Origin of the sequence: Curtobacterium sp. MCLR17_036 (assembly GCF_003234445.2) — a bacterium.
Taxonomy (GTDB): domain Bacteria; phylum Actinomycetota; class Actinomycetes; order Actinomycetales; family Microbacteriaceae; genus Curtobacterium.
In genome coordinates this window covers 1123005-1148914 of sequence record NZ_CP126269.1, presented here as the reverse complement: position 1 = coordinate 1148914, position 25910 = coordinate 1123005, and the positions used below count along the sequence as shown (strand labels likewise).

Annotated in this window: 30 protein-coding genes and 2 tRNA genes; 15 read left to right on the top strand and 17 right to left on the bottom strand. The window is 69.8% G+C overall.

The annotated features are described in order from the left end of the window. Positions 1–93 precede the first annotated feature (93 nt). Together DEI99_RS05475 and ettA are read right to left on the bottom strand one after the other, a co-directional pair. Entirely contained in the window at positions 94–549 is a 456-nt protein-coding gene (locus DEI99_RS05475) for an acyl-CoA thioesterase (RefSeq protein ID WP_111043024.1), read from the bottom strand. Positions 550–581: 32 nt separating this feature from the next. Then, entirely contained in the window at positions 582–2267 is a 1686-nt protein-coding gene (gene ettA / locus DEI99_RS05470) for an energy-dependent translational throttle protein EttA (RefSeq protein ID WP_111043023.1), read from the bottom strand. Between the two features lie 184 nt (positions 2268–2451). Between ettA and DEI99_RS05465 the strand changes: the two genes are divergently transcribed. Next, entirely contained in the window at positions 2452–3183 is a 732-nt protein-coding gene (locus DEI99_RS05465; protein WP_111043022.1) for a hypothetical protein, read from the top strand. 23 nt (positions 3184–3206) lie between these two features. Here the strand turns inward: DEI99_RS05465 and DEI99_RS05460 are convergent, their stop codons facing one another. From DEI99_RS05460 to msrA, 3 genes are all read right to left on the bottom strand, one after another. Then, a complete protein-coding gene (locus DEI99_RS05460; RefSeq protein WP_111043021.1) occupies positions 3207–3866 on the bottom strand; it encodes a single-stranded DNA-binding protein in 660 nt (219 codons plus the stop codon). A 119-nt stretch (positions 3867–3985) separates the two neighbouring features. Beyond that, complete coding sequence (locus DEI99_RS05455; RefSeq protein WP_111043020.1) at positions 3986–4189, bottom strand: methyltransferase; 204 nt, start codon at positions 4187–4189, stop codon at positions 3986–3988. A 37-nt stretch (positions 4190–4226) separates the two neighbouring features. Further along, on the bottom strand, positions 4227–4754 hold the full coding sequence (gene msrA, locus DEI99_RS05450; RefSeq protein ID WP_111043019.1) for a peptide-methionine (S)-S-oxide reductase MsrA: 528 nt from the start codon (positions 4752–4754) through the stop codon (positions 4227–4229). Positions 4755–4940: 186 nt separating this feature from the next. On the opposite strand from msrA, the gene DEI99_RS05445 reads away from it, so the two are divergent. After that, the gene (locus DEI99_RS05445) at positions 4941–5207 is read left to right on the top strand and encodes a hypothetical protein (RefSeq protein WP_083404686.1); all 267 of its coding nucleotides are present in this window, start codon (positions 4941–4943) and stop codon (positions 5205–5207) included. Positions 5208–5296: 89 nt separating this feature from the next. Beyond that, a complete protein-coding gene (locus DEI99_RS05440) occupies positions 5297–6637 on the top strand; it encodes a hypothetical protein (RefSeq protein ID WP_111043018.1) in 1341 nt (446 codons plus the stop codon). Positions 6638–6714: 77 nt separating this feature from the next. On the opposite strand, the gene DEI99_RS05435 is transcribed toward DEI99_RS05440, so the two are convergent. Continuing rightward, a tRNA-Arg gene (locus tag DEI99_RS05435) sits at positions 6715–6787 on the bottom strand. Between the two features lie 111 nt (positions 6788–6898). Here DEI99_RS05435 and DEI99_RS05430 point away from each other — a divergent pair. From DEI99_RS05430 to DEI99_RS05420, 3 genes are all read left to right on the top strand, one after another. Beyond that, a complete protein-coding gene (locus tag DEI99_RS05430) occupies positions 6899–7675 on the top strand; it encodes an acylneuraminate cytidylyltransferase family protein (protein ID WP_111043017.1) in 777 nt (258 codons plus the stop codon). Beyond that, a complete protein-coding gene (locus DEI99_RS05425; protein ID WP_111043016.1) occupies positions 7672–8544 on the top strand; it encodes an N-acetylneuraminate synthase family protein in 873 nt (290 codons plus the stop codon). The genes DEI99_RS05430 and DEI99_RS05425 overlap by 4 nt, the downstream gene beginning before the upstream one ends. 110 nt (positions 8545–8654) lie before the next feature. Continuing rightward, positions 8655–10049, top strand: coding sequence for a DUF6716 putative glycosyltransferase (locus DEI99_RS05420; RefSeq protein ID WP_146247207.1), 1395 nt, complete (start codon positions 8655–8657; stop codon positions 10047–10049). Here the strand turns inward: DEI99_RS05420 and DEI99_RS05415 are convergent. Together DEI99_RS05415 and DEI99_RS05410 are read right to left on the bottom strand one after the other, a co-directional pair. Continuing rightward, on the bottom strand, positions 9993–10253 hold the full coding sequence (locus DEI99_RS05415) for a YbbN family protein (protein WP_111043014.1): 261 nt from the start codon (positions 10251–10253) through the stop codon (positions 9993–9995). The two genes, DEI99_RS05420 and DEI99_RS05415, sit on opposite strands and share 57 nt — an antisense overlap. A gap of 29 nt (positions 10254–10282) precedes the next feature. Beyond that, positions 10283–10573 carry a hypothetical protein gene (locus DEI99_RS05410; protein ID WP_111043013.1) on the bottom strand — a complete coding sequence of 97 codons (291 nt, stop codon included), beginning with the start codon at positions 10571–10573 and terminating at the stop codon, positions 10283–10285. Between the two features lie 61 nt (positions 10574–10634). Here DEI99_RS05410 and DEI99_RS05405 point away from each other — a divergent pair, with 61 nt between their 5' ends. The 8 genes from DEI99_RS05405 (at position 10635) to DEI99_RS05370 (ending at position 16822) form a co-directional block, all read left to right on the top strand. Then, on the top strand, positions 10635–11090 hold the full coding sequence (locus DEI99_RS05405; RefSeq protein WP_071257108.1) for a MarR family winged helix-turn-helix transcriptional regulator: 456 nt from the start codon (positions 10635–10637) through the stop codon (positions 11088–11090). Continuing rightward, the gene (locus DEI99_RS05400; protein ID WP_111043011.1) at positions 11087–12328 is read left to right on the top strand and encodes an MFS transporter; all 1242 of its coding nucleotides are present in this window, start codon (positions 11087–11089) and stop codon (positions 12326–12328) included. The genes DEI99_RS05405 and DEI99_RS05400 overlap by 4 nt, the downstream gene beginning before the upstream one ends. 941 nt (positions 12329–13269) lie before the next feature. Next, complete coding sequence (gene orn, locus DEI99_RS05395) at positions 13270–13908, top strand: oligoribonuclease (RefSeq protein ID WP_111042652.1); 639 nt, start codon at positions 13270–13272, stop codon at positions 13906–13908. Between the two features lie 74 nt (positions 13909–13982). Next, positions 13983–14058: transfer RNA gene (locus DEI99_RS05390), tRNA-His, on the top strand. A gap of 104 nt (positions 14059–14162) precedes the next feature. Continuing rightward, positions 14163–14642 (top strand): hypothetical protein, encoded by a 480-nt coding sequence (locus tag DEI99_RS05385; RefSeq protein WP_146247172.1) that lies wholly within the window; start codon positions 14163–14165, stop codon positions 14640–14642. Continuing rightward, positions 14635–15828 (top strand): tyrosine-type recombinase/integrase, encoded by a 1194-nt coding sequence (locus DEI99_RS05380; RefSeq protein WP_111042650.1) that lies wholly within the window; start codon positions 14635–14637, stop codon positions 15826–15828. The genes DEI99_RS05385 and DEI99_RS05380 overlap by 8 nt, the downstream gene beginning before the upstream one ends. A 67-nt stretch (positions 15829–15895) precedes the next feature. Continuing rightward, positions 15896–16171 (top strand): hypothetical protein, encoded by a 276-nt coding sequence (locus tag DEI99_RS05375; RefSeq protein ID WP_111042649.1) that lies wholly within the window; start codon positions 15896–15898, stop codon positions 16169–16171. Between the two features lie 57 nt (positions 16172–16228). Beyond that, complete coding sequence (locus tag DEI99_RS05370) at positions 16229–16822, top strand: hypothetical protein (protein WP_111042648.1); 594 nt, start codon at positions 16229–16231, stop codon at positions 16820–16822. Positions 16823–16880: 58 nt separating this feature from the next. On the opposite strand, the gene DEI99_RS05365 is transcribed toward DEI99_RS05370, so the two are convergent. After that, entirely contained in the window at positions 16881–17078 is a 198-nt protein-coding gene (locus tag DEI99_RS05365) for a hypothetical protein (protein WP_111042647.1), read from the bottom strand. Positions 17079–17206: 128 nt separating this feature from the next. Between DEI99_RS05365 and DEI99_RS05360 the strand changes: the two genes are divergently transcribed. Continuing rightward, positions 17207–17974 carry an SGNH/GDSL hydrolase family protein gene (locus DEI99_RS05360; protein ID WP_111042646.1) on the top strand — a complete coding sequence of 256 codons (768 nt, stop codon included), beginning with the start codon at positions 17207–17209 and terminating at the stop codon, positions 17972–17974. A 105-nt stretch (positions 17975–18079) separates the two neighbouring features. On the opposite strand, the gene DEI99_RS05355 is transcribed toward DEI99_RS05360, so the two are convergent. From DEI99_RS05355 to DEI99_RS05320, 8 genes are read right to left on the bottom strand one after another with little or no spacing between them, the layout of a single operon-like run. Then, entirely contained in the window at positions 18080–19447 is a 1368-nt protein-coding gene (locus tag DEI99_RS05355) for a hypothetical protein (protein ID WP_111042645.1), read from the bottom strand. A gap of 14 nt (positions 19448–19461) precedes the next feature. Further along, positions 19462–19980, bottom strand: a complete 519-nt coding sequence (locus DEI99_RS05350) for a hypothetical protein (protein ID WP_284180962.1) — start codon at positions 19978–19980, stop codon at positions 19462–19464. Then, a complete protein-coding gene (locus DEI99_RS05345; RefSeq protein WP_111042643.1) occupies positions 19929–20399 on the bottom strand; it encodes a hypothetical protein in 471 nt (156 codons plus the stop codon). Before DEI99_RS05345 ends, DEI99_RS05350 begins: the two co-directional genes overlap by 52 nt. A gap of 15 nt (positions 20400–20414) precedes the next feature. After that, positions 20415–20789 (bottom strand): hypothetical protein, encoded by a 375-nt coding sequence (locus tag DEI99_RS05340; protein WP_111042642.1) that lies wholly within the window; start codon positions 20787–20789, stop codon positions 20415–20417. After that, positions 20786–21604: a M15 family metallopeptidase domain-containing protein gene (locus tag DEI99_RS05335; protein ID WP_111042641.1), complete on the bottom strand. Its 819-nt coding sequence runs from the start codon at positions 21602–21604 to the stop codon at positions 20786–20788. Before DEI99_RS05335 ends, DEI99_RS05340 begins: the two co-directional genes overlap by 4 nt. Positions 21605–21664: 60 nt before the next feature. Next, entirely contained in the window at positions 21665–23338 is a 1674-nt protein-coding gene (locus DEI99_RS05330) for a hypothetical protein (RefSeq protein ID WP_111042640.1), read from the bottom strand. Beyond that, positions 23335–24924 (bottom strand): hypothetical protein, encoded by a 1590-nt coding sequence (locus tag DEI99_RS05325; RefSeq protein ID WP_111042639.1) that lies wholly within the window; start codon positions 24922–24924, stop codon positions 23335–23337. The genes DEI99_RS05330 and DEI99_RS05325 overlap by 4 nt, the downstream gene beginning before the upstream one ends. Next, complete coding sequence (locus tag DEI99_RS05320) at positions 24924–25898, bottom strand: hypothetical protein (protein WP_146247170.1); 975 nt, start codon at positions 25896–25898, stop codon at positions 24924–24926. Before DEI99_RS05320 ends, DEI99_RS05325 begins: the two co-directional genes overlap by 1 nt. Between the last annotated feature and the right edge of the window lie 12 nt (positions 25899–25910).

The window sequence follows — 25910 nt, the reverse complement described above, 5'->3', positions numbered from 1 at the left end:
GGCCCCGAGCGGTGCCGGTGCTGTTGTGAGGTCGGTGTCGGTCCCCGCGTCGGTGGCGGTGTCGCGTGTGCCCGGCGCGGTCCCCCGGCGCCGCTAGGGCCGGCTGAAGGTGACCGGCTCCTCGAGGTACGCCTCACACGCCGCCCGCTCGGGAGCGGTCAGGCGACGAGGACGGTTCGACGCGGCGTCGACCATCACGAGCGCCGTCGTCGCCCGGGTGTAGAGCACGGCGGGGTCCTGCCCCACCGGAGACCAGACCTCGTACGACACGTCGATGCTCGCGCCGCCGAGCCGCCCGATCCACATCTGGATGTCGAGCGGCTGCCGCAGGTACGGGATGGACGCGAGGTACTCGAGCCGCTGCCCGGCGATGACGGTCATCGTGCCGGAACCCGGACGACCGTCGATGATCGGCTCCGGGATGCTGCCGTCCGCCGACCGCTCGTCGGGGTCGGCGCCCCAGAACCCCACGATGCGCGCCTCTTCGAGCAGGCGCAGCATCGCGGAGTTGTTGACGTGACCGTACGCGTCGATGTCGCTCCACCGCATGCGGATCGGAGCGTGCAGTCTCGTCACGCCGGTCAGTCGCGCGTGAGCTTGCGGTACGTCGACCGGCCCGGCTTCGCGGCGTCGGCACCGAGGCGCTCGATCTTGTTCTCCTCGTACGCCTCGAAGTTGCCCTCGAACCAGTACCAGTTCGGCGTGCCGTCCTCGTTGAGGCCCTCCCACGCGAGGATGTGGGTGGCGATGCGGTCGAGGAACCACCGGTCGTGCGTGATCACCACGGCGCAACCCGGGTACTCGAGCAGGGCGTTCTCGAGGCTGCCGAGGGTCTCGACGTCCAGGTCGTTGGTCGGCTCGTCGAGCAGCAGCAGGTTGCCGCCCTGCTTGAGCGTGAGCGCGAGGTTCAGGCGGTTGCGCTCACCACCCGACAGGATGCCGGCGCGCTTCTGCTGGTCCGGGCCCTTGAACCCGAACTGCGAGACGTAGGCCCGCGACGGGATCTCGGTCTTGCCGACCTGGATGTAGTCGAGCCCGTCGGACACGACCTCCCACAGGTTCTTGTTCGGGTCGATGCCGCCACGGCTCTGGTCGACGTACGAGATGTCGACCGTCTCGCCGATCTTCAGGGTGCCCCCGTCGAGCGGCTCGAGGCCGACGATGGTCTTGAAGAGCGTCGTCTTGCCGACACCGTTCGGGCCGATGACGCCGACGATGCCGTTGCGGGGCAGCGTGAAGGACAGGTCGCCGATGATGACGCGCTCACCGAACTGCTTGTGCAGCTTCTCGGCGTCGATGACCTGGGAGCCCAGACGCGGGCCCACCGGGATGACGATCTCCTCGAAGTCGAGCTTGCGGGTGCGCTCGGCCTCGGTGACCATCTCCTCGTACCGGGCGAGACGGGCCTTCGACTTCGCCTGACGGCCCTTGGTGTTGCTGCGGACCCAGTCGAGCTCCGAGGACAGGCGCTTCGCGAGCTTGGCGTCCTTCTTGCCCTGGACCTCGAGGCGCGCACGCTTCTTCTCGAGGTAGGTCGAGTAGTTGCCCTCGTACGGGTACAGGCGGCCGCGATCGACCTCGGCGATCCACTGTGCGACGTGGTCGAGGAAGTACCGGTCGTGGGTGACGGCGAGGACGGCACCGTGGTACTGCTGCAGGTGCTGCTCGAGCCAGAGGACGGACTCGGCGTCGAGGTGGTTGGTGGGCTCGTCGAGCAGGAGCAGGTCGGGCTTCTGGAGCAGGAGCTTGCAGAGCGCGACGCGGCGCTTCTCACCACCGGACAGGTGCGTGACGAGCTCGTCGCCCGGGGGGCACTGGAGCGCGGCCATCGCCTGCTCGAGCTGCGAGTCGAGGTCCCACGCGTCAGCCGCGTCGATCTCTTCCTGCAGGGTGCCCATCTCGGCGAGCAGGGCGTCGAAGTCGGCGTCCGGCTCGGCCATGAGCGCCGAGATCTCGTTGAAGCGAGCGAGCTTGCCGTGGATCTCACCGACGCCCTCTTGCACGTTCTCGAGCACGGTCTTCGACTCGTCGAGCTCCGGCTCCTGCATGAGGATGCCGACGGTGAAGCCGGGCGAGAGCTTGGCCTCGCCGTTGGAGGGCTGGTCGAGACCGGCCATGATCTTCAGGATCGTCGACTTGCCCGCGCCGTTCGGTCCGACGACGCCGATCTTGGCGCCGGGGAGGAACGACATCGTGACGTCGTCGAGGATCAGCTTGTCGCCGACCGCCTTGCGGGCGCGGACCATCTGGTAGATGTACTCAGCCATATCGCGCCCAAGTGTAGTGACCCCGCCCGTCCCCCGCTCGCGCCCCGACCGATCGCCGGATCGCGCACCCCGCAACGAGGGTCTGTCGCACCGTCGGACGACGACGTAGCGTGTCCACGCCCCGCAACCACGGAGCCCCGTCGCCGACCACGACGCGGACAGGAACAGGAAGAGGACGACCGGCATGACCAGGCGCACCACCACCACTCGACTCCGCCGGCTCGCGGTCCCCTTCGTCGGCGCCCTCGCACTCACCGCCGCACTCCTCGCCCCCGCGGCTCCGGCCTCGGCCGCCGGCGCCGTGCCGAAGGGCGACCCGTACCTGCTCTACACCGCGAGCATCAGCGCGAACGGCTCCGGCACCGGCTACTCGTCGTACATCAACGTCCACGACGCCCACAACAACGCGTACTCGTTCGGGATCCAGTCGGACAAGGGCTCGCCGCAGAGCAAGGGCAAGCCGCGCTACATCTGGGAGCGCGTGCAGAACGGCAAGTTCACCTACGGCTACCTCGGCCCTGCGACGAACAAGCTGACGCCCATCGGGATGCGCTGGTACAAGAACGACGTCGCGACGATGATCGTCAACCACAAGACGATCGGCACGCTCAAGCTCAACCTGGACGGACGCCTGTTCTTCAACGCCGAGGCGAACGCCCGGCTGAACGGCGACGTCGTGCACTCCACCGTGCAGAACACCCGCATCACGGTCGGGGACCGCAAGTCGAACACCGGTCTCAACGGCAAGTGGGACACGAGCTTCACGTTCCACGGGATCAAGGCGAAGCAGACCAACAGCCCGCGGGTGCAGGGGGCGTCCTTCACGATCGACGGCCGGGTCTCGGGTCTGCCGAGGGGCGGCAACTGGGACACCGCGCAGGTCTCCGGCATCGGGATGATCGCGCAGAAGTGGTGACGGGCCGACGCGGCTGAGCTGCGTCACGCGGCGTCCCTGACGACGGGCGACCCGACCGGGTCGTGGTCCCCTGCGTCGGGGGCGTCCTGCTCGTGGTCGTGCTCGTCGAGTCCGGGCGCACCGTGGTGGGGCGCGTCGACGACCGCTCCGGGCAGGCCGGGGTCCTCGAACCCGACGCCGGGTGCGTCCTCCGCCGCCTCGGGGGTCGCAGCGGCGTCGAGGTCGGCGTGGTCCGGCGCGGCCGGCAGTGCCCCGGCGCCGATCTCACCGGTGCGCAGGTCGACGTGCTGCGTGCCGCCGTGGCCGGTCGTCGGGTCGTTCACCTGCCGCGGTACCCGAACCCAGTTGCTGATGCCCCACGCCAGGTCGTGGCCGATGCCGTCGGCGTCGATCTCGACGGAGGTCCCGCCGCGGCCGTCGCGCTCCCACGTGCGGATCCGGACGCGACCGGCGACCACGATCCGGTCGCCCTTCTTCAGGGACTTGAAGACGTTCGACGCGAGCGACCGGAACGCGGTGACGGTGTACCAGTTCGTGGTGCCGTTGACCCAGGCCGCACTGGCCCGGTCCCAACGACGCGAGGGTGACGCGAGCCGGAGACTCGTGATGGCGATGCCGGTCTCGGTGACGAGGTGCCGGGGCTCGGTGGCGACGATTCCGCAGACGGTGATGATGTCGTTCATGCGTCGATCGTCATCGAGCCCGGGACCGCGTGAGCGGGCCCGGGCTCGACCTGTGACGTGTGGACCGGTCGAGGCGACCTGTGGAGGACGAGTCCCCCGGGCCTCCTGACCGAAGCCCGTCAGTGCGCGCGGAACTCGGGCCGGGCCGCCAACGGGCCGAGCGCGGCGTGGACCGCGCCCTTCGCCGACTCGAGCGACGGGTACACGCCACCCGCTCGCCGTCGTCCGTAGAGCTCGACCGTGAAGCCGTCCGCCGCCCGGTGGATGCTGCCCACCGCGCCGGCCGGACCGATCGCGACCCAGGTCCCCGTGTCGTCCGTCATGTTCGAACCACCTCCTCGTGGCCCCGACGCCCCGGGATCAGGACGCCAGGATGTACTGACCGTACGCCTTGCGGACCTTGTTCACCTTGGGCAGTGCGACGGCGAGGCAGTAGCCCTGTCCGGGGTTCTTCGCGAAGAAGTCCTGGTGGTGCTCCTCTGCCGTGAAGAAGGTCGACAGCGGCTCGATCGTCGTGACGATCCCGCCGTCCCAGATCTCGGCGGCACGCCCGATCGCGCGCTCGAACAGCTCGCGCTGCACGTCGTCAGCGGGGAACATCGCCGAGCGGTACTGCGTGCCGACGTCGGCGCCCTGCCGGTTCAGCTGCCGCGGGTCGTGGAGCGTGAAGAACACGTCGAGGACCACCTCGGCCGGGAGCACGGCCTCGTCGAACGTCACCGCGACGGCCTCGGCGTGACCGGTCGTGCCGGTGCAGACCAGCTCGTACGACGGGTCGTCCACGTGGCCGCCGACGTAGCCGGACACCACGTCCTGCACCCCCTGGAGCGTGCGGTACACGGCGTCGAGACACCAGAAACAGCCACCTGCGAGCACGAACGTCGTCATGTCGCCACCGTACTCCGGCGTGCTGCGACGGCGAGGGCGCGGGGTGCAGTTCCTCCACACCGCGCGCGCTCGGCGCCCTCCTCCACAGACCATGCCGGAGGCGCCGACGTGTCGGTGGTCGCCCGTAGCGTCAGCTGCACACCGACGGACACCCCGTCACCGACCACACCGACCCGGGGAGCAGCGATGCAGACCACCCACGAACCCGTCCTGCGGATCCGCAGTGTCCCGCTCGCCCGCTCGCACGGTGACTACCGGGTCCTCGACGTCCGCGACGACCTGAGCCGGGTCACCCGCGCGAACGGCGAGATCGTCGGGTACGTCGACCGGATCGACGTCGCGGGCGACACGGCGTACCGCGCCCGGCGCTACGTCGCGACCGAGCGTCGCTTCGTCGAGCTGCCGAACGTCTGGTCGGCCGACGACGCCGTCGACACCCTCCGCTGGTCATGATGTTCCACATTGGAATCGTGTCGGACCGGATGGGCGGATCACCGACCGACCTCCCCGGCGCCTGATCGTTTCGTGGGTATGGTGCGCGCATGGACTGGTGGAACGACCTGAGCGACTGGACCGCATCGGACGACGGGTGGCGTGTGCTCTCGGGCGCCGTCATCCCCTTCGTCGCCATCGTCGTGGCGGGTGTGATCGCCGCGCTGATCGGACGCGGAGCGACCAAGCGCGTCGTGGCCCTGCAGGAGCGCGAGGCGAAGAACGCCGCGGTCACCGCGATCGTCTCGGCGGCCCGCAAGGCCGCCGCCTGGGGTGCGCTCGGGCACGACGAGCGCCGCTACGCCGACCACCTCGCCGAGGACGCCGACATCCGCCTGCGTCTGCTCCCGGTCCCCGGTGCACCGCTGGCCGCCAACTGGACCCAGCACGAGATCGCCGACATCAAGAAGAACTCGTCGACGTTCAGCTTCCAGGCCGAGCAGTCGCTGGCCGAGTTCCGCGACCGTCTGCTCGACTGGCAGGCACGTCCGTCCCGCGCCCGCAAGCTCTTCAAGGCCGATCTCGAGCGCTGGAAGTTCGACTCCCCCGACCCCGACGCCGACCTGATCAAGCGCCAGCAGGACTGGAACGCCGACCAGGTGGAGCAGTCCCGCGCTCAGGCGGCGACGCCCGCTCCGGCGTCCCCGGCCGAGCGGCCCACCCCGACCACGACCTCGCTGCGCCCGGCGGCGACGCCCACGCCCGCTGCTGCCCCCACCGGCACCGGCACCGGCACCAGCACCGGCACGCCGAGCGGTACCGGCACCGCCGGGAGCGCCGGAACGCCCGGCAGCACCAGCGCGCACGGCTCCGCGGCGTCCGCCCCGCAGGCTCCGCAGTCTCCGCAGTCCCAGACCCCCGCCCAGGCGCCGGCTCAGTCGCCGGCCCAGGGACCGTCCGCCCCGACGTTCTCGGTGAACCGCGGCGGCTCCGACGCCGACGCCACCCGCTCCTTCGGGCAGAACACGACGCGGGTCTACGGCGACGACTCGTCGTCTGCGCCGACGCCGCCCGTCCGACCGACGCTCGGCACCCCGGCCCAGCCCGCACGGACCACCCCGGACAGCACCGGCCCGGCCGGCGCCTCGGGCTCGTCCCGCGACACCGACGACACCGAGGTCGTGGACGACCGCGCCACCACGCAGGCGTTCGGCGGATCGGCCATGACCCCGACCGCCGCCGAGTCACATGTCAACCGCACCCCGGCGAACGACGTCCCCGCCCGTGCTCCCCGGCTCGACGCCGCGGGGACGACGAACACCACGTCGATCCCCACCCGCCTGTCGCAGGCGCCGGCCGAGCCGACCGACGCGGACGAGACCTCCGAGGCGACCCACACGCAGCCGCTCAGCGCTGCGGAGCTCCGCCGCCGGGCCGCCGACGACGAGTAGCACCACCACGCGCCCGGGTCGACACCCGGACGAGGAACGGGCCGCCATCCGGAAGGATGGCGGCCCGTTCGCGTCGGTGCCCCCGGCAGGAATCGAACCCGCGGCACGGTGGGTAGAAACCACCTGCTCTATCCACTGAGCTACGGAGGCGAGCGACGTCGATTCTAGCGGCGACCCGGCGCCGCACGCTTCCGGAACGGTTCGGTCCGCGTCTGCCCGCCGTTCGTCTCCGGGACACCCTCGGTTCGTAGCGTCCGGGACATGCGCCCCACCGGTCACGTCCTCGCCGTGGTGCCCGCCCGCGCCGGCTCGAAGGGCATCCCGGGCAAGAACCTCCGTCCCGTCGCCGGCCGTCCGCTCGTCCGGCGTGCGGTCGAGTCCGCCCTGGGTGCGGAGCGGATCGACGCCGTCGTCGTGACGACCGACGGGGACGACATCGCCGCCGAGGCCCGCGAGGCCGGGGCCCACGTCGTCCGCCGCCCCGCCGAGCTGGCCGGGGACGAGGCCTCGTCGGAGTCCGCGCTCCTGCACGTGCTCGACGAGCTCGCAGCGACGGGAGCGCCGGACCCCGAGGTCCTGGTGTTCCTGCAGGCGACCTCGCCGTTCATCGAACCCGCCGACCTCGACGCCGCGATCGACCGGGTCGTGCAGGGCCACGCGGACGTGGTGGTCGCGGCCGCCCCGTCGCACGCGTTCCTGTGGCGGACCGCGCCGGACGGGTCCGCCGTGGCCGTCAACCACGACGCCGCCACACGCCCCCGACGCCAGGACCGCGAGCCCGAGTACCGCGAGACCGGCTCCTTCTACGTCCTGCGGACCGCCGGCTTCCGGCAGCACCGGCACCGGTTCCACGGGCGCGTGGAACTGCACGTGGTGGACGCGGCCACCGCGATCGACGTCGACGAGCCGGCCGACCTGGCCGTCGCCGAGGCGATCGCCGGTTCGCTCCCCTCGGCCCGAGATGCCCGACCGGTCGGGGCCACGCCCTCGACCCCATCCCCGACGCGGGCCGTGCCCGCACCGAACGGAGCACCATGACCGTCACCATCGGTACGTCCACGATCGGCGCGGGCCACCCCGCGTACCTCATCGGCGAGATCGGCCTGAACCACAACGGGAGCGTCGAGATCGCGAAGCAGCTCATCGACGTCGCGGCGGACGCCGGGCTGCAGGCCGTGAAGTTCCAGAAGCGCACGCCGGAGATCTCGACGCCGGAGCACATGAAGAACACGCCGCGCAGCACCCCGTGGGGCGACATGACCTACCTGGAGTACCGCTACCGCGTCGAGTTCGACCGCGACCAGTACATCGAGATCGGCGACCACGCGACGCTCCGCGGCCTCGACTGGTTCGCGTCCCCGTGGGACGAGCCCTCGGTCGACTTCCTCGAGGACCTCAACGTCGTCGCGTACAAGATCGCCTCGGCGTCGGTGACCGACCTCGGCATGCTCGCCGCCGTCGCCGCGACCGGCAAGCCCGTCATCCTGTCGACCGGCATGTCCACGCTCGAGCAGATCGACGCCGCCGTCGAGACGCTCGGCTCCGACCGCCTCGTCCTCATGCACGCGACGTCGACGTACCCGCTGCCGGCCGAGGAGGCGAACCTGCGCATGATCGACACCCTCGCCAACCGGTACGCCGGCGTGCCGGTCGGCTACTCCGGCCACGAGCCCGGCCTGCAGATCTCGATCGCCGCGGTCGCACTCGGCGCCACGGCCGTGGAACGGCACATCACGCTCGACCGCACGATGTGGGGCTCCGACCACGCGGCATCGCTCGAGCCGCACGGCCTGCAGACGCTCGCGCGCGACGTCCGCATCATCGAGACCGCCCTCGGCGACGGCGTCAAGCGCATCTTCCCCGGCGAGCAGGCGCCCCTCGCGAAGCTGCGCCGCGTCGGCGCGTGACGGGCGGGGTCGACGAGACGGGCGCCCTGGACGCAGCCGCCGGCGGTCGTGCGTCGACCGTCGGACGGGAGGCGCGCCTCCCGTCCGAAACAGCACCACGCGCCCGACGGGTGGTCGGCCTGGTCGACACCGACTCGTTCGCGAAGTGGGGCGCGCACCTGCTCGCCACCGCACCGCCGGACTGGGACCTGGAGGTCTGGACGGTCGCGACCCCGCGGTCCGCGAGCACGGCGCAGCTGCGCGCGGCGTTCCGCGGGCTGGACGCCCGGCTGGCGCACCTGCGGACGGCTCCCCCGGCGGCGCGGAGCGTCGACGCGATCGTCGAGGACCTGCGGCGCGACCCGCCCGACGCCGTGCTCGTCTCGACGATCGGGCCGGTGGCCGAACTCGTGCTCGAGGAGGTGCACCGACGGATCCCGCGACGACCGGTGCTCGTGACGGGGCTGCCGGGCATCTCGTTCCCGGCGAAGTGGAAGGGCGTGTTCTTCCGTGCGCGTGCCGACCTGTTCGTCCTGCACAGCCACCGCGAGGTCCGGGCCTACGAGGAGATGGCGCTCGACGGCGGTGTGGAACCGCACTTCGCGCTCGCGACGCTGCCCTTCGCGCAGGGGGCCGCCGGTGCGCTGTCCGACCCGGAACGGGGCGACCCGGAACGGGACGACCCGGACCGCGTCCGCGACTCCGTCGTCTTCGCGGCGCAGCCGAGTGTGCCCCTCGAACGAGCGGACCGGGCGCTCGTCGTCGACCGGCTCGTCGAGACGGCGCGACGGCACCCGGAGTGGCGTGTCGTCGTCAAGACCCGCGCCGTCACGGGTGAACAGCAGACGCACCGCGAGGAGCACCCCTACGCCGACCTCGTGCCGGACGACGCGCCGGCGAACCTCGTCGTGGCGGGCGGCCCGATGGGCGAGCACCTCGACCGGGCGGTCGCGCTCGTGACGATCAGCTCGACGGCCGTGCTCGAGGCAGCAGCACGTGGAGTCCCCGCACTCACCCTGACCGACTTCGGGACGGGCCGGCACCTCATCAACGAGGTCTTCGTGGCGAGCGGCCTGGAGGGCGATGCGGTCGACCTGGTGGACGGCCGGTTCGGTCGGGTGCGGGCGAGCTGGATGCGGGACAACTACTTCCACCCGGCGTCCGACGACGACTGGGCCGATCGGCTCGGCGCGCTCATGGCGCAGCGCGACGCCGACACGCTGGTCGACCGGCCGGCTGCCCGGCGCAGTCGGGGCGGGGCGCTCCGACGGGCGAGGGAACGCAAGAACGCACTCGGCGGTGCCGACCGGAGCCTCCTCGGGGCCGTCGCGCTGGTGATCGGCGCGCCGATCCGGACGGCGAAGCGCCTGGCGCGACGGGTCCTGGCGGTCGTCCACCCGCCGGAGCCGGTGGTGGTCGCTGCGCCGACCTCACAGCGCGCGGCGCGCGGGCATCGCCCGGGCCCGGGGTCAGAGGGCCTTCGCGACCGCGAGCAGGAGTTGGTCGCGGGTGGGGACGCCGGGTGACCGGAAGACCTCGGCTCCGTCGTCCTGCCGCACGATGATCGTGGGCGTGGACCGGATGCCGAGGCCCTCCGCGTCGTCGGGGTGCGCCGCCACGTCGCGTTCGGTCACGGTGAGCCCGGGGACGAGCGCCGCTGCCTCGGCCGACACCCGGCGGGCGGCGGCGCACGGCGCACAGAAGGCGGACGTCCAGAGGTCGAGCTGCATGTGATCGTGCAACGCGGCGGGTGGGGGTTCTACTCCCGGTCGAAGCCGCCGCTGCGGTCGCCGCGGTCCTGCAGGTCGTCCACGGGGTCGGACTCGTTCGGGACGTACTCGAACTCGGCCGAGATCTGGTCGACGACCTGGCGCGACTTCGTCATGCGGTAGGTCAGGGCGGTCTGCAGGCCCTCGACGTCGGCGAACACCGTGACCTCGTCGTCCAGCGCGTCGCTCGTCGCGGTGCGGGTGTCGGTCGTGCCGTCGAAGGGACCGCCGTGGAAGATCGCGGTGTACTCGTCGCCTTCGTGGATGGTGATGTCGCTCATGCGTCCCTTCTACCAGGCGTCGCCTGTTGCGGGATGCATAGCCCTGCTATATAGTTCAGGCATGGAACAAACACGGGCGCAGACGATCGAGACGCTCCTCGTCTCCGTCAACCGTCTGATCCGGACCGCCGTGCAGTCCACCGGCAACACGACCTCGCCGGCCGTGTGGCGGACCCTCGGCATCCTCGAGCTGGACGAGCCGATGCGCCTCGGCGAACTCGCCGCCGCGTCCCGCGTCGCCCAGCCCACCATGACGCGGCTCGTCACCGGCATGCTCGCCGACGGCCTCGTCACCCGCGCCGTCGACCCCGACGACTCCCGCGGCCAGCGCATCGGCATCACCGACGACGGCCGCGCCCGACTCACCGCGTGGCGGGCGACCCTCACCGACACCGTCGGACCGGTCTTCTCGGACCTCTCCGACGAGGACTGGGACGCCCTGCACCACGCCACCGCCCTGATCGCCGAGCGCACCAGGACCACCCCCACGTCCACCAGACAGGAGACCACAGCGTGAACGCCCACGCACCCGCCGGCTCGTCCGGCTCCATCCTCAAGCAGTCGTCCGCGGTCTGGGCGATCGCCTTCGCCTGCGTCGTCGCCTTCATGGGCATCGGCCTCGTCGACCCGATCCTGCCCGCCATCGCGTCGTCGCTGCGCGCCACCCCGGCACAGACCGAGCTCCTGTTCACGAGCTACCTGGCCGTCACCGGCGTCGCGATGTTCTTCACGAGCTGGGTCTCCAGCCGCATCGGCGCGAAGCGCACCCTGCTCATCGGGCTCGCGCTCATCGTCCTGTTCTCGGTCCTCGCGGCCACGTCGAACAGCGTGTGGAACATCATCGACTTCCGCGCCGGGTGGGGCCTCGGGAACGCCCTCTTCATCTCCACCGCGCTCGCGACGATCGTCGGGGCGGCCTCCGGCGGCACCGCGTCGGCCATCATCCTGTACGAGGCCGCCCTCGGCCTCGGCATCGCGATCGGCCCGCTCGTCGGCGGCCTGCTCGGCTCCGTCAGCTGGCGCGGCCCGTTCTTCGGCGTGACCACGTTGATGGCGATCGCGTTCGTCGCCGTCGTCGCCCTGCTCAAGTCCGGCAGCCTCGAGAAGCCCACGCCGACGAAGCTCTCGGCCCCGTTCCGCGCACTCGGCCGACCGGCGCTGGCAGCACTCGCGGCCACCGCACTCTTCTACAACATCGGCTTCTTCGTCCTCCTCGCCTACACGCCGTTCCCGCTCGGCTTCGGCGCACTCGGCATCGGCTTCACGTTCTTCGGCTGGGGCGTCGGCCTCGCCGTCACCTCTGTGTGGGTCGCCCCGATGCTCACGGCCCGCCTGCGCAGGACGACCGTGCTGAAGATCGCCCTGCCCCTGCTCGCACTCGACCTGTTCGCCGCGGCCGTGGTCGTGCGCTCGCAGGTCGGCCTCGTGGTCTGCGTGGTCATCGGCGGGCTCGTGCTCGGTGTCCTCAACACCGTCCTGACCGAGTCCGTCATGGAGGCCACCGACCTGCCCCGCTCGGTCGCCTCGAGCGCGTACTCCGCCGTGCGGTTCATCGGCGGCGCCATCGCCCCGCCCGTCGCGACCCTGCTCGCCGACGCGTTCTCGCCCTCGGCCGCCTACGTCTTCGCGGGGGCGTCCGTCGCCGTCGCCTTCGTGGTGGTCGTCTGCACGACGAAGGTCCTGCGCCGGGTGGACGACGGCCCCGAGCCCGAACGGGTCGAGGCCGAGGCGATCTCGGCCGGGGAGATGCCGTAGGGGGTTCGGGGTTCGGGGGGTTCGGGGGGTCGGGGGTTCGGCGATTCGGGGGGCTTTCGGCTCATTCGGGGGTCTCCGGGTCCTGCGATCGGGCTCGGGGCGCTCGGTGCGGGGTGCTCGGTGCGGGGTGGCGTGTCGTGCTGTCCCGCGCGAGGGGTCCGCGTGCCGAGCGGGCGAAAGGCCCGGGTGACCGCTTCGGCGACCCGGGCCTTTCGCCCGTTCGTGATGCCGGTGCCGGTGCCGGAACAACATCGGACGCGAGGAACCGCCGCCCCGGTCGCGACCCGTCCGAGCCAGGGCGCGCTGGGCTGAGCCAGGGTGCGCCGGGCTGAGCGGGCGAAAGACCCGGGTGCCCACGGCCGACCACTGCGACCTTTCGCCCGCTCGGGTGGCCGGGCTGCTCTGCACGGCTCGGGACCGGTCGCGGACTGGTCCGGACAAGTCGGGAATCGACTCACGGACCGGTCGGAGCGGGTCGCGTGCGCTGAGCGGGCGAAAGACCAGGGCCACGCCCCGGTCGAGTGCGGCATTCCGCCCGCTCGGGTGGCCGCGCCGCCGCTGCAGCCCGCTCCGGCCCGGCGCGAGGACGGATCGCGAACATGACGCTCGGAACACCGTTCCGGCCCGCTCCAAGCCCGTCCCGTCCCGGCCCGCCAACGGGTCACGACGGGGACGCTTCGCTGAGCGGGCGAAAGACCCGGGTCACCGCGCTGGCGAGTACGGCATTCCGCCCGCTCGCGTTCACCGGCCGCGGGCCGCCGCCACTGACGCCGCTGCGGCCGCTGCCACCACCGGGTGGGCCGGGCAGGACCGGTCCGGGGCGACGAGCAGGCGCCCCCGACGACGGTCGTCCCGCCGATCAGCGCGGGACGGGCGCGGGTCAGCACGGTCACCGACAGGGGGCGCCGGGGGCGTCGGCGGTCGGCAATAGGATCGAGGGCATGGCAACCGCGAATGACCGCCTCGTCTGGATCGACTGCGAGATGACCGGCCTCGACCTCGAGGTCGACGAACTCGTGGAGGTGGCCGTGGTCATCACCGACTTCGACCTCGAGCCCGTGCACCCCGGGTTCGACATCGTCATCAAGCCGGACCAGTCGGCGCTCGACAACATGAACGAGTTCGTGACGAACATGCACACGACCTCGGGGCTCATCGAGGAGATCCCGAACGGCGTGAGCCTGGCGGACGCGGAGTACCAGGTGCTCGAGTACATCCTCGAGCACGTCCCGGCCGAGGGGTCCGCTCCCCTGGCCGGCAACACCATCGGCACCGACCGCGCGTTCCTGTCGAAGTACATGCCCCGCGTCGACGGCCACCTGCACTACCGCAGCGTCGACGTGTCGAGCATCAAGGAGCTCTGCCGACGCTGGTTCCCGCGGGTGTACTTCAACTCACCGGAGAAGCACGGCGGCCACCGGGCCCTCGCGGACATCCTCGAGTCGATCCGTGAGCTCGAGTACTACCGTCGCGCCGGCTTCGTCGCCGAGCCCGGCCCGACGACCGACGACGTCCGTGCAGTCCGGGCCGAGGTCGTCGAGAAGTGGGAACCGCGCCTGGCCCAGCCAGCGGCCGAGTGACGACACGGGTGGTCGGCACCGGTCGCGGTATGTACTACTATTGAGTGGTCGCGCCGGTCGCCGGTGCACACATGGTGGATATAGCTCAGTTGGTAGAGCGCCTGGTTGTGGTCTAGGAGGTCGCGGGTTCGAGACCCGTTATTCACCCCAGTAAGTCAGCGGCCTGTACGGCCATCGTGTTGGGTTTGCCTACACGATGTGCCTACAGGTCGTTTGACGTGAAGGCCGTGGATGCTCCGAGACAGGAGATCCAGATGGACCAGAGAAGAACACTCGACGAGAAGCTCGAGGACGCATCAGAGAAGCTCGCTGCGGCGAAAGCGGCACTGGACCGGTCAGGCGAGCTTGCAGAACGGGCTCACGAGATGGGCGGCGGGATTCCTGGCTTCGGCGCTTCCGGTAACCAGCGTGCCGCGCGTCAGGTGCGGTCTGCGCACGACACTGCTCAGCGCGCATGGAAGGAAGCCACGGAGCGGGTTTCCTACTGGTCCGACAAGGTGAAGCGCCTCGAGTACCGCAAGGCCGAGGTGGAGCGTGTGCCGCTCACGCGCGAGGACATCAAGGGCGCAACTCATGTTCGGATCGGTCGCTTCTGGCACAAGGTCGTCCGCGTGAACGCCAAGACAGTGAGTGTCGACAGTGGCTACTCATGGACCGACCGGTACGAGTTCAGCAAGGTCCACGAGGCGCGCACGATTGTCGGCGGCTCGATGGAGGATTCTGTGCATGGCTAGTGTCACTCCCCGCCGGAACCGTGACGGCTCCGTGTCGTGGCGGGTGCAGTTCCGCATGGGGCAGCCGCGGAAGATGTGCCAGGAAACGTTCTCCGGTGACGGTGCGGAAGTGGCGGCACGTCAGTTCGGTCAGCACCTGGACCGTGTTGGGCCGGAAGCCGCACTCGCGACACTGCGGGCACGGAACAACGCGACGGTAGGCGTGCCTACATTCGGCCACTTCGCGGCAACGTACCTCGACCCGTCCAGCGGCCTACTGACAGGCGTGCAGAACGACACCCGCACCGGGTACCAAACGATCGTCGACAAGTCGTTCCTGCCCCTACTTGGTGAACTGCCAATCAACGCGATCACGAAGCACGACATCGGCAGCTGGCTCGCATGGCAGGAGTCACAAGAGTCCGGCCGCACCAAGGGGCAGCCGATCTCCCAGAAGACCGTCAAGAACCGGCACGCCCTACTCAGCGCCATCTTCGCAGCAGCCGTCGAAGCAGGACACCGCACCGACAACCCCGCCTACAAGATGGCACTCACACGCGGCCGGAAGCACCAAGCTGTGTTCCTCAGCCACACCGAGTTCTACACGCTGCTGCACTTCATCCCCGCCTACTACAAGCCGCTCGTGCGGTTCCTCGTGCTCACCGGGATGCGGTGGTCCGAAGCGACCGCCGTTGAACGCCGTGACGTGAACCTCGCGACACGGCCGGCGACCGTCACCGTCAGCAAAGCGTGGAAGCGGGACCACACAGTCGGACCGCCGAAGACCGAGAAGGGATACCGCACGCTGCCCCTGCGCCCCGATCTGCTGGCGCAACTCGAGCTCGACGGGCCAGGAGGTGACTTCCTGTTCCAAGGCGCTGAGAACGGCGGCAGGCTCTGGTACGGCAACTTCAAGGCCCGCATCTGGGACCGTGCAGTCAAGAAGGCTATGGACGCCGACGAGTGCGCTGCAGCCGGGCGTGAGGCGATCCCCCGCCGTCCCACACCCCACGACCTGCGACACACGTACGCGTCGTGGCTGATCGGGCAGGGCGCACCCCTGAACCTGATCCAGAGGAACCTCGGGCACGAGAACATCTCGACGACGGTGGACACGTACGGGCACCTCTCCCCCACCGCGCACGAAGACACTGTGACGGCCCTGTACGCCGCGATGCCCGACGACCCGCTCGCCATCACGGCGTGAAGCGCAGCCCTTCACTCCGGCGAAGTGAAGCTCTCCGCTGTCGGCGGCGCCGGGCACACTGCTCGGCATGACGCAGTACCAGTGGTCGCCGCCGACGCATCCTGACCCTCCGGAGGACCAGCCGGCAGGGATCGACGGGGTGGAGTGGTCGCAGGCCGTCGACCACGCGCCGGTGTGGGTGCGAGTCGAGTTCAGCCGGACGGGCTGGCAGCGGCTGCCGGGGTTCGTGGAGGCGGCGACGGACGACCGCGTGTACGTGCAGCTGGTGCACATGGGGTTCGCTCACCGCGTGTGGTTGCCGCGGGAACGGGTGACGGGGCGGCAGTTGAAGCCGCGGCGATGACTGGGACCCACAACGGGGGTGGACAGGTCTGGTGCTCGACGACCTAGGCTCAGCCTCGTGAAGAAGCTCATGCTCGCCGCGACGGCGCTCACCCTCACCATCGGTCTCGCCGGCTGCAGCGGAGGCGGGGACTCGTCCGGCGGGGACAGCGCTGAGGTCGAGTCGGCACCGACGCAGACGAAGGCGACGCCCGTGGAGAACGTCGACAAGACGTGGACGTTCGACTACCAGGGCGCGACCGGTTCGTTCCAGTTCGGGGACAGCTCCGACAACGCGAACGTCGCCGCGGTGGAAGCCGCTCGAGCGTCCGTGGACGGCGAGGCGGTGACGTTGGTGCCGGTGGAGCTCGACAACACGAGCGGCACGGACTCGCTCAACATGTACGGCATCACGGTGGTGACGAAGGACGGGAAGCAGATCCAGAGCGTGGACCTGTCCGACAAGTTCTCCGCGTGGGAGGACGCCGCTGGCGACGACACGGAGAAGTACAACGCGCTGATCGACGCGAGCAACAAGTACGCCCTGTTCGACCTCGCGGCCGGCGCGAAGGGCACCGCGTTGGTCGCGTTCGACGAGCCGGTGACGTCCGCGTGGCGTGTGACTGTGATGCCGGCGGGTGGCTTCGACGAGGTTGAGGCGTCCGCGTCCTGATCCCTGCAACGACGAAGAACGCCCCGCTCCCTCAGCTGAAGGGGCGGGGCGTTCAGCTCTAGCCCCGCCAGCTGCGCGCGCCGTCGGCAGTGGGGACCAAGGAATCGGCGAAGTCGTCGAAGAAGGACGCGACCGCGTCGTCGAGCCCTTCGGACGACCACTCTGCGACGCAGCAGTCACCGTGCTGCACGTGCGCGCCGGCGTGGTCCGCCGGCAGCTCGCACGACCAACCGTTCATCTTCGACTCGCAACGCATGTCACCGACGGTAGGAGGCCCGTCGTCTGACAGCTCTCAGCTGCCGGCCGGAGACGACGAAGACCGCCCCGCCACCCTCGGTTGAGGGGGCGGGGCGTTCGTCGTGTGCCGCTTAGGATCGGAGCATCATGGGGAGTTTCGTCAGCTGGTTCGAGCGCAGCTACAAGGGGATCATCGTCGTGCTCGTCGCGATCATGGCCGTGATGATGGTCGTCCTCGCGATGCAGCACGTCGCAGCGTCCAAGCCCGCCGCAGGCACAGTCGCCGGGCCGGTGCCCACGTTCACGAGCACCCCGTCGACGCGGACCGTGACTGTCACCCGTGACGGTGAGACTCCGTTGAACGTGCTGTTCGCGGGCGACTCCCTCACCGGGGGCCTGTACTCGTCGACGCAGGCCGACGCGTTCAAGTGGCGGATGCTCGACAGCATGGAAGCATCCGGCCCCGTGAAGGAGTACAACAGCGCGCTGTCCGGCGGCACCACGCTGCAGGTCTCCGACAAGTACCCGGTGCCGTCCGGCCTCGACCTCGCCGTGATCGAGCTCGGCACGAACGACCAGGGCAACCAGGTCCCCATGGACGAGTTCGACGACGCGTACTCCGCACTGTTGCAGAAGGTGACCGACGGCTCCCCCGACGTGCAGATCGTCTGCGCGGGCGTGTGGGAAGCCAACGGCGGCGAGCCCGGGGAGAGCGCCTACGACACGTCCATCCGTCGCCTCTGCGCGAAGGCGGGCGGGCTGTTCGTGTCGCTGCGTCCGATCTACACGGAGAACGACGTCATCGGCCCCGTCGGGGAGCCGACGTGGCAGGGCGAGACCGACGACTTCCACCCCAACGACAAGGGGCACAAGCTGATCGCCGACGCGCTCCTGCAGCGCATCGTCATTCAGTAGACGCGGCCGCCGCCGCTCGCTCCTGCGCCAGCGCCGCCTCGAGACGGCCGATTCGGATCTGCTGGCGGGCGATCGTCTGCAGCAGTGCCAACACTTCCTCCGGGGTCACGACAGCAGCCCCAGCGCCACGAGCGAGTCGCGGAGCGTGTTCACGGCGGACACCGCAGACGCCGCATCGGTCGCTGCCGAGGGCGCCGCCTGCCGGCTCACGGGCGTGACGCCGTAGAACCCGACCTGGGTGCCGGCCGCCGTGCCGCTCACCTGCTTCGTCTCGACCGCGGTGAACCACGTCGCCGGCGCAGCGTCACGGCCGCCTGATGTGCCGTCGGCGCCCTGCAGCAGGAGGGACTGCCCGTTCTGCGCGATGCGCTTCTGCCAGTAGCCGCCGTCGCCGCCGTTCCAGGTGGAGAGCCGGAGGGAGTCGGGTTCGATTGCGGTGGAGTTCCCGTCGGCGACGACGTTCTGCACCGCGCGGAGCCGCTTGCCCTGCGTGGCGTTGATGTCGGACTTCCAGTAGATGGTCCCCGAGCGGGCGGAGACGTAGCCGCCGCCGGAGACACCGGTGGTGATGATCTCGAGCAGCTCGTTCGTCTCGACGGACGACTCGGACGCGACGACGCGGAGGACGTGCTTCGCGCCGTCGGCCTGATCGACGTGGATCAGTGGGGCCTTCGTCGACAGCTGGCTGGCGTAGACGCCGTATGCGGTCGCCGAGGTGATCGAGTCGTTCTGCTGGATCGAGATGCCGACGCCGGTCTTCTTGTTGTTGAGGAACAGGCCGATGCCGCCGTTGTCGATCCCCATGCCGATGAGCGCGGACGCGCTGCTGGCGTTCTGCCCGGTGAGCAGGTGGAACAGGTAGCCGGCGGGCGCGTCGTGTACCCACTCCCAGACGCCTGGGCGGACGTCCCCGGACGGCTTGAGTACGGTGACGTCGTCGGTGCCGGTCGTCGTGACGGCGACCTCGAGCGACGGGATGGGGACCGCGTCGTCGGCGGTGTAGAGGCCGTCGTCGGGGTCGTACGTGAACGTGCCGCCCGGGTCGCCCTTCTCGCCGCGGACGATCGCCGCGCCCTTCGCCTCCGCGACCGGCGCCACCACCGCCAGGTCGATCGTCTGCCCCGCCGGCACCGCGATCGAGAACGACTGGTACGAGACGCCCACGCCGCCGTAGTTCAGGCCCGAGAACGTCACCCGGTACGTGAAGTCCCGCGGGTTCGTCTCATCCGTGTCCGTCGCGATCAACGTCACCCCACGCTGACCGTTCAACGTCAGGTACCCGTCCGCGTCGAGGGTCCCCGCGATCGGGACGGGCAGGATCGTCGCACCCTGCCCCGCCACCTTCAACGCCGCCGCCGACGGGGTGAACGTCACCGTCCCCTGCAGCGGCACCTCATCCGGGTTCGTGTCCGCGTCCTGCGGGGTGTCCGCGACCGCGGCGAGGAACCGGCCCGTGACTGTTCCGTACTGCATCGTGTGTCTCCGTCTCAGTCGTGCGCCGGCGCCGAGGCCGACTGGTCGTCGATGAGGTTCTGCCGCGCCTGCGCGATCCCCGCAGCGTCGAACGTGCCATCAAGGTCGTCTTCCGCGAGCAAGTCCCGGATGTGCGCGTCCACCGCCGGCGGTTCCACCGCGTGACCCCACTGCGCACGGACCGCGCGGATGTACTCCCGGAACGCCTGCCGCACACTCCGCAACGTCCGCACCACCTGGCTGTAGCCCTGCTCGAGACGTTCGATGCGCTCCACGTACGGCGCGATCGCCTTCGCCACCGCAGCGTCGATCCGCTCCTGCGTGTACTTGTCGAGCTCGATCGCCTGATCGAACTGCGACGTCCGCGACTGCGCACGCGCCGCCGCCTCCTGCACCCGCGACGACCGCCGCGACGTCCAGATCGCGACACCGCCGCTGATGAACGCGATCGCGATCGGCGCCGCCACCGGGAGAAGCACGCTCACTTCCACTGGTGCACCTCCTGATCGCGGGCGATGTCCGTCACCCTCCACGCCGGCAGGACAGCCATCGCGAGGATCGCCCACCCCACACCGGAACGGCCGATGTCACCGCCCGTGATGCCCGCGAGGAACACGGACGCCGCGTACAGCAGCAGCAGGCCGAGCATGAAGCACTTGCCCCAGAACTCGAACCGCCACAGCAGCGCCGGGAACGCGATCCCCACCAGACACACCAGAGCGGTCGCGGCGAGGGTCAGGCCGAACGACTGCGCGTACGCCTCCCCGAACGAGTCGCGGAGTGCGGGGATACCACCGAGGTACCCCCACACGCCGAAGCAGATGGCGAAGATGTCGAACCCGGGCAGGCCGACACGGAGCAGCCACCGCACACGGTCGTCGCTCTGGTCGACGCCGTTCGGGCCCCAGATGGATGCGGCGAGCAGCCGCTTGACGAGTTGGACGGAACGCATCCCGTCACCTCCCTGCTAGTCGCCCTGCTGGGAGCGGTAGTCGACGTCGGACGGTTCGTACTGAGCGGGCTGCAGCTCCTGCGACTTCGCGGCCGCGTTCGCCTTGGCTTCCTTCCGCGGCACGGACCCGAGGCCGATCGCCGTCAGCCACGTGTTCACGGTCGGGATCGCGATGATCGCCGTCAGCGCGGCGTTGATCGCGACAGCCTGCACCGCGACCGCGGTGAGACCGGTCGCAGCCGGCCACTGCCCCTGCACGACCTGCACGACCTGCGGGACGATCGGCAGGACCGTCAGCACGGTCGTGAACACGGTGCGCAGGACCCGCTGGCCCTTGAACCAGATCGCGTCGACGTCGAGCTTCTTCGTCGCCTCGTGGTCGCCGGTCATGCTGCGTCCTCCTCAGCGAGAACGGCCTTCACGGACGCCTCGAACACGGGCGACAGGGCCACACCGAGGGAGTCGCGGCGGGCACGGCAGTCCTGGATCAGACCCGACACCTGCGCCGACGTGAGCGTCCGGAACAGGTTCGAGTCGCCGGGGACGGCGTGGGAGTAGGTGATGGCGCGGGAGTCGGACACGGCGGTGAACGACAGCTCACCGATCGCGTACTTCTTCTTCGTCTTGTCGGACGTCACGTAGAGCATGTCGACCTCACGTTTCGGGGTGGTGGGTTTCGGAGTGGGTGCGGGCTTCGGCTTCTTCGACGGCGGCGGCTTCGGCTTGCCGGCGAGACGCGCTCGAGCGTCCGGGTACGGTGGGACCGCTTCCGCACGCGTCGCCATCTCGTGGTGCCACGGCTCACCGAAGTTGACGCCCGTCCACGTGCCGCCGCGGCCCTGGACGATTTCGTGGAGCTTCGCGAACTCGTCGGCGGACAGTGCCCGGTTCGACCCGTCCGCCTCCGTGATGCCGAAGTCGACGGCGTTGCCTCGGAGGACCTCGTCGTGGCGGGACGTGAACGGGTACGCGGCGACCGGGTAGCCGGTGCGGAGGTACTGCGTGTACAGCAGCGACTGCCGTGCCCGGGACCGCATTCCCTCGTTGACCGACAGCGATCCGCCTCGGCCCTTCGAGCGGAGGTATGCGTTGAGGTCGATGATCGTGGACAGCACCTGCAGCGCCATCCGCTCGGACGACACGTACTGCTCCACGCCGCGGAGGTCCCCGTACGAGGACTTCCCGACGCTGAACTTGGCGACCATGCGGCCCCCTTCATGACGAAGGCCGCCCCGAGGGACGGCCAGGTGGGTGGTGAGCGTGCATCATCCGTAGAGGTACGTGCCCCCGGCGGACGTGTTGTAGTCGACGGTGATCGTGCCGGTCTGCGTAGCGTCGGGAACGACTGAGCCGAGTACGAGGTTTCCGGAAGCGCCCATGACGAACGAGCACATGCGGCCCGCCACCAGCGACCCGATCGCTTGCCCGTATGAAGGAGCGAACCCGTCAGGGACCTTCAGCACAGCTGTGTTCGGCACGTCGCCAGAGGTGGGGATCGCGAGCGAGTTGACAGTGATCGAGTCGACGACGAGGGACACGACCTGGCCGACGCGGCGGATGCGCGCTCCGCTCACCAGCACGCCGCTCGGGACCGTGAAGCCCGACGTCACCCATCCGGTGTCGGTGCCGATGGACGTCCCGTCTCGGAGACGGAAGTCGTCTGCCTGGACCATGACTCGTGTCTCGCCGGTGGCTGACGTCATGGGTGCGATCACGTTGCGCGGGGCCGCGTTGGACCCTCGGGCCTTGAATCGGAACCGGGTCGCCGTCAGGGCCACGTTGTACAGGTCTGACGCGTCCATCACGCAGTATGCGAGGACGTTCTCCGGGTCGTACGCGAACAGGTACCGGGAGCCGAGAGACAGCGCGGCAGCGCCGTGCGTCAGGTACGCGTTGAACGGCATCGAGCTCGGCGAGCCGTCGTTCGTCCAAGCCGTACCTATCGCGTCCGCGCCCGTGAACGAAGCGGTCGCGCTGCCCTTGCTACTGGCCCCCGTGATCAGCAGCTGTCCAGCTGTGCTGTCGGGGGCGTACCCCTGGATGGAGATGGGTGCGGCGCCAGCGTCCCCGAACACGTCGATGCGCTGCTTCTGGATCTCGATGCGCTGCCCCGACGCCGCCGTCTTCAACAGCAGCCCCGTCACCGAGACACCGTTCAAGCTGTTCACGTCGAGCATGTCGGCCGTGATTTTTTTTGCCGCTACCACGTTGGCGAACAGGTAGTTGATCGTCGCCTGGTTCATCGTCGCGCCGTCCGTGACGAACAGGTTCGCCACGTTCACCGTCTGGATGTTCGCCGTCGACGCCGCGATCTTCAACGCGACGAGCTCGGCGATCGCCGCCTGTCCGGCCGACAGCTTCCCGACGTCGAGGTTCGCGAACACCTCCGACTCGATCTGTCGCGGCGTCCACACCGGCTCGTCGAGCGTGCCGGTCTGCTGCCACTGCCCGACAATGTTCTCCGCCTCGTTGAGCATCCACCACGTCGACCCCGTCGGTGCCTTGTCGTCGGCGGTCGGCGCTTCGGCGGAGTACAGGATCAGCGTCCCATTCGCGCCGACCACGATCTGGTCGACCCGGTCCGAGAGACCTGTCAGCTCGAGGCCGAACGCGTCGCTGACGTCCTGCTGCGCGTCGAGAAGATCGGCGGTCGCCACCTCGAGGTCTGCCTGCGCCTGCTCGAGTCGCGCGACGAGGTCCTCACCGACGGCCGACAGGTTCGCCTGCAGGTCCGACACGCCCTCGTTGCCGTCGGATGAGTCCTCCTGCACGTCCGGCATCGCGTCGTTCGTGACGACCGCCTCGGTTACCACATCAGCGACCGGTACCGCAGCGTCACCGCCGACGGTGGTGTTCTGCATCTGCGCCGCAGCCCCGAGCGCACCGATCTTCGACTGCAGCTCGTACAGCCGGCGGGCGACCTGCTCGGGTCCGTTCATGCTTCGACTCCTGCTCCGTACGTGAACGAGTCGGTCAGCCGCAGGCTCACCTCGGTGGTGCCGTTCGTGTTCTCGGTGATGCCGACGATGCGGTGCCACAGCCCGAACCGGCCGTAGTGCGGCACGTCGCCCTGCACGTAGATGTCGTCGCCGATGGAGTACGACCCGCGTGGACTGTTGGGGTGGTTCGCGACGGTGATCGAGTCGACGGCGAGGTTCTGCTGCCGTGCGATCAGCTCGGCCTGCAGCCGGGTCGTCATGTCCTGCTTCGACTTGATGTCCTTCGACTGCAACGTCGCGACGCGGCGAATCCGGTTGTCCCGCTTCGAGATCGTCCGGCGGATCGACCCTGCACCCTCACCGGCGCCGATCCCGAACACGGTGTTGGCGTAGTCGCTGCCCGTCGACGCGGGCTGCAGCTGCACGGTGATGTTCACGCCCTGCTGGAAGCTCGGGTCGGAGTCGCCGGAGAGCCGCCGCCCGGTGCGCGGGTGCGCGATCCGGATGCGGGTTTGCGGGACGTCGCTCGCCCAGTAGTGCTCCTCCACCCAGTCGAACGGGGCGTCCTTCGCGAGGTCGTCGATGAGCCGGCCGCAGTCCTGCGCCTCCCACGGCTCGAGCGCGTACGCGCCGCCGTCGTCGGACTCCTGCTGCTGTGCCGCGTTCTTGAGCTCGGACGCCTTGTCCTTCCGCTCCTTCATCGTCTTCACGATCGCGGCCTGCGCGTCGACGTCGGCCTGCTGCGCCTTGATCCGCGCGTTCGTCGTGTCGAGGGTGCTGTCGCGGCCGTTCAGCGCCGCCTGCCGGTCGTTGACGACACCGGTCGCGGACGTCACACCGGCCTGCGCGTTGTTCACCGCGGTCTGCGCGGCCGCGATCTTCGCCGAGTCCTTCGTCTTCTTCGCCGCGGTCAGCGCCGACTTCGCCTTCGTCAGTGCCGACTTCGCTGCGGTGAGCGCCTTCTTCGCCGCCGTCAGGTCCTTCGACGAGTTCGCTCGGCTGGTCCGCTGCGCCGCCGCGGTCTTCCGGGTGCCGGCGACGATCTTCCGGAGGTCCTGCAGCTTCTTGTTCTCGGCCTTGTAGTCGGCGACCTTCTCGTTGTAGTACGCCACCGCCTCGATGCGCCGCTGGGTGGAGAACGACCCCACCCGCACCGGCGTCGAGCCGACGACGGTGAGGCCGACGTCGGAGTCCGGGTAGGACTGCACGTGCGCGACGAGCTTCCGGACGATCGACGCGGGGTCGACCTCGGCGCCGTAGTACGGGGTGTCGTCGTACGGAATGCCGTAGAGCACGGTCGGCAGCGCGGACAGCGTGAGCTTCCACTCGGGACCCGCGTACTGCACGTCGGTGACGATCCCGCGGAACCGGATCTCCCCGTCGTCGTCGAGGGTGACGATCGTGCCCCACTCGTCGAACATCGGCAGCCCGTCCGACGCGGTGGTCTTCGCCTGCGCGGCGCCGATGGTGAGCGGCATCGTCCCCACCGCGGACAGCTCCCGGGTGAACGCCGCACGGCTCGCGCCACGGAAGTCGTACGAGAGGACATCGCCCGTCGTCGCACGCTGGATGACGAGCCGCTCCATCAGACGATCCGCTCGTAGAACGTCGTCCGGTACACCATCTGCGAGTACTGGTCGTACGTCAGCGCGTTCTGGTTCGAGCTGCCCTTCCGGAAGTGGGAGTACGGCTTGATGGTCTTGCCTCGGTAGCCGTCCACGCGCACGAACGCTGACGCGAGGTGCACGAATCGGACGGACGTGCCGGCCGTGTCGACGTTGTACGCCATCGTGTCCGCCGAACCGATGACGGTGGTTCCCGTCGAGTCCCGCACCGACATGGTGGCGAATCCGTTCGAGTTGCCGGCTGCGGACAGCTGCGAGATCGTCAGCCCGACGCGGGCGTACGTCGCCCACGAAGGCACCTCGATCGACGGCTGGAACGGCGGGAACGCCTGGTCGGACGTCGAGTTCATCGTCCCCGACACGGTCCCGAAGTTCGGCGTCTCGATCGTCGTCTCGTGCGGGTTCGCGAGGACCCGCAGGTCGGTGATCATCGCGTTCGTCACCGTGCCCGTCGACGCGGGCAGGTCGACGCGGGCAAGGGTGATCGCGGAGACGCCGGCGTACTGCGCGATGTCCTGCAGCCGCGTCGTGCTCGCCGGGACGCCGGCGATGACGTCGAACCGGTCGTAGGGCCCCTTCACCGGGTCGGCGGGGGCCTGCGCGTTGCCGTCGATGTAGGGGTTGTCGACGCGGAGGATCACCAGGTACGAACGACCGCCGGAGGATCCGGTCGCGGCGATCTTCACCGACGTCGTGTCCGCGTTCGGGTTCCGCGCCGTGTACGCCTCCTGCGACGACACACGATTCAGGATCGACGCACCACCTGCGGCGACCTGCACGCCGGCACCGGGCACCGACAGGGCGGTGACCTTGAGGTCGCCGGGGCCGACGACACCCTCGTTGCCGTTCGTCGCGAGGTACGCGAGCTGCCGGAAGACGCTGGGGCCGTGCTCCGCGTCGCCGCCGATCACGAAGGGCACTGGGTCAAGAGCCATGCTGGTTCCCTC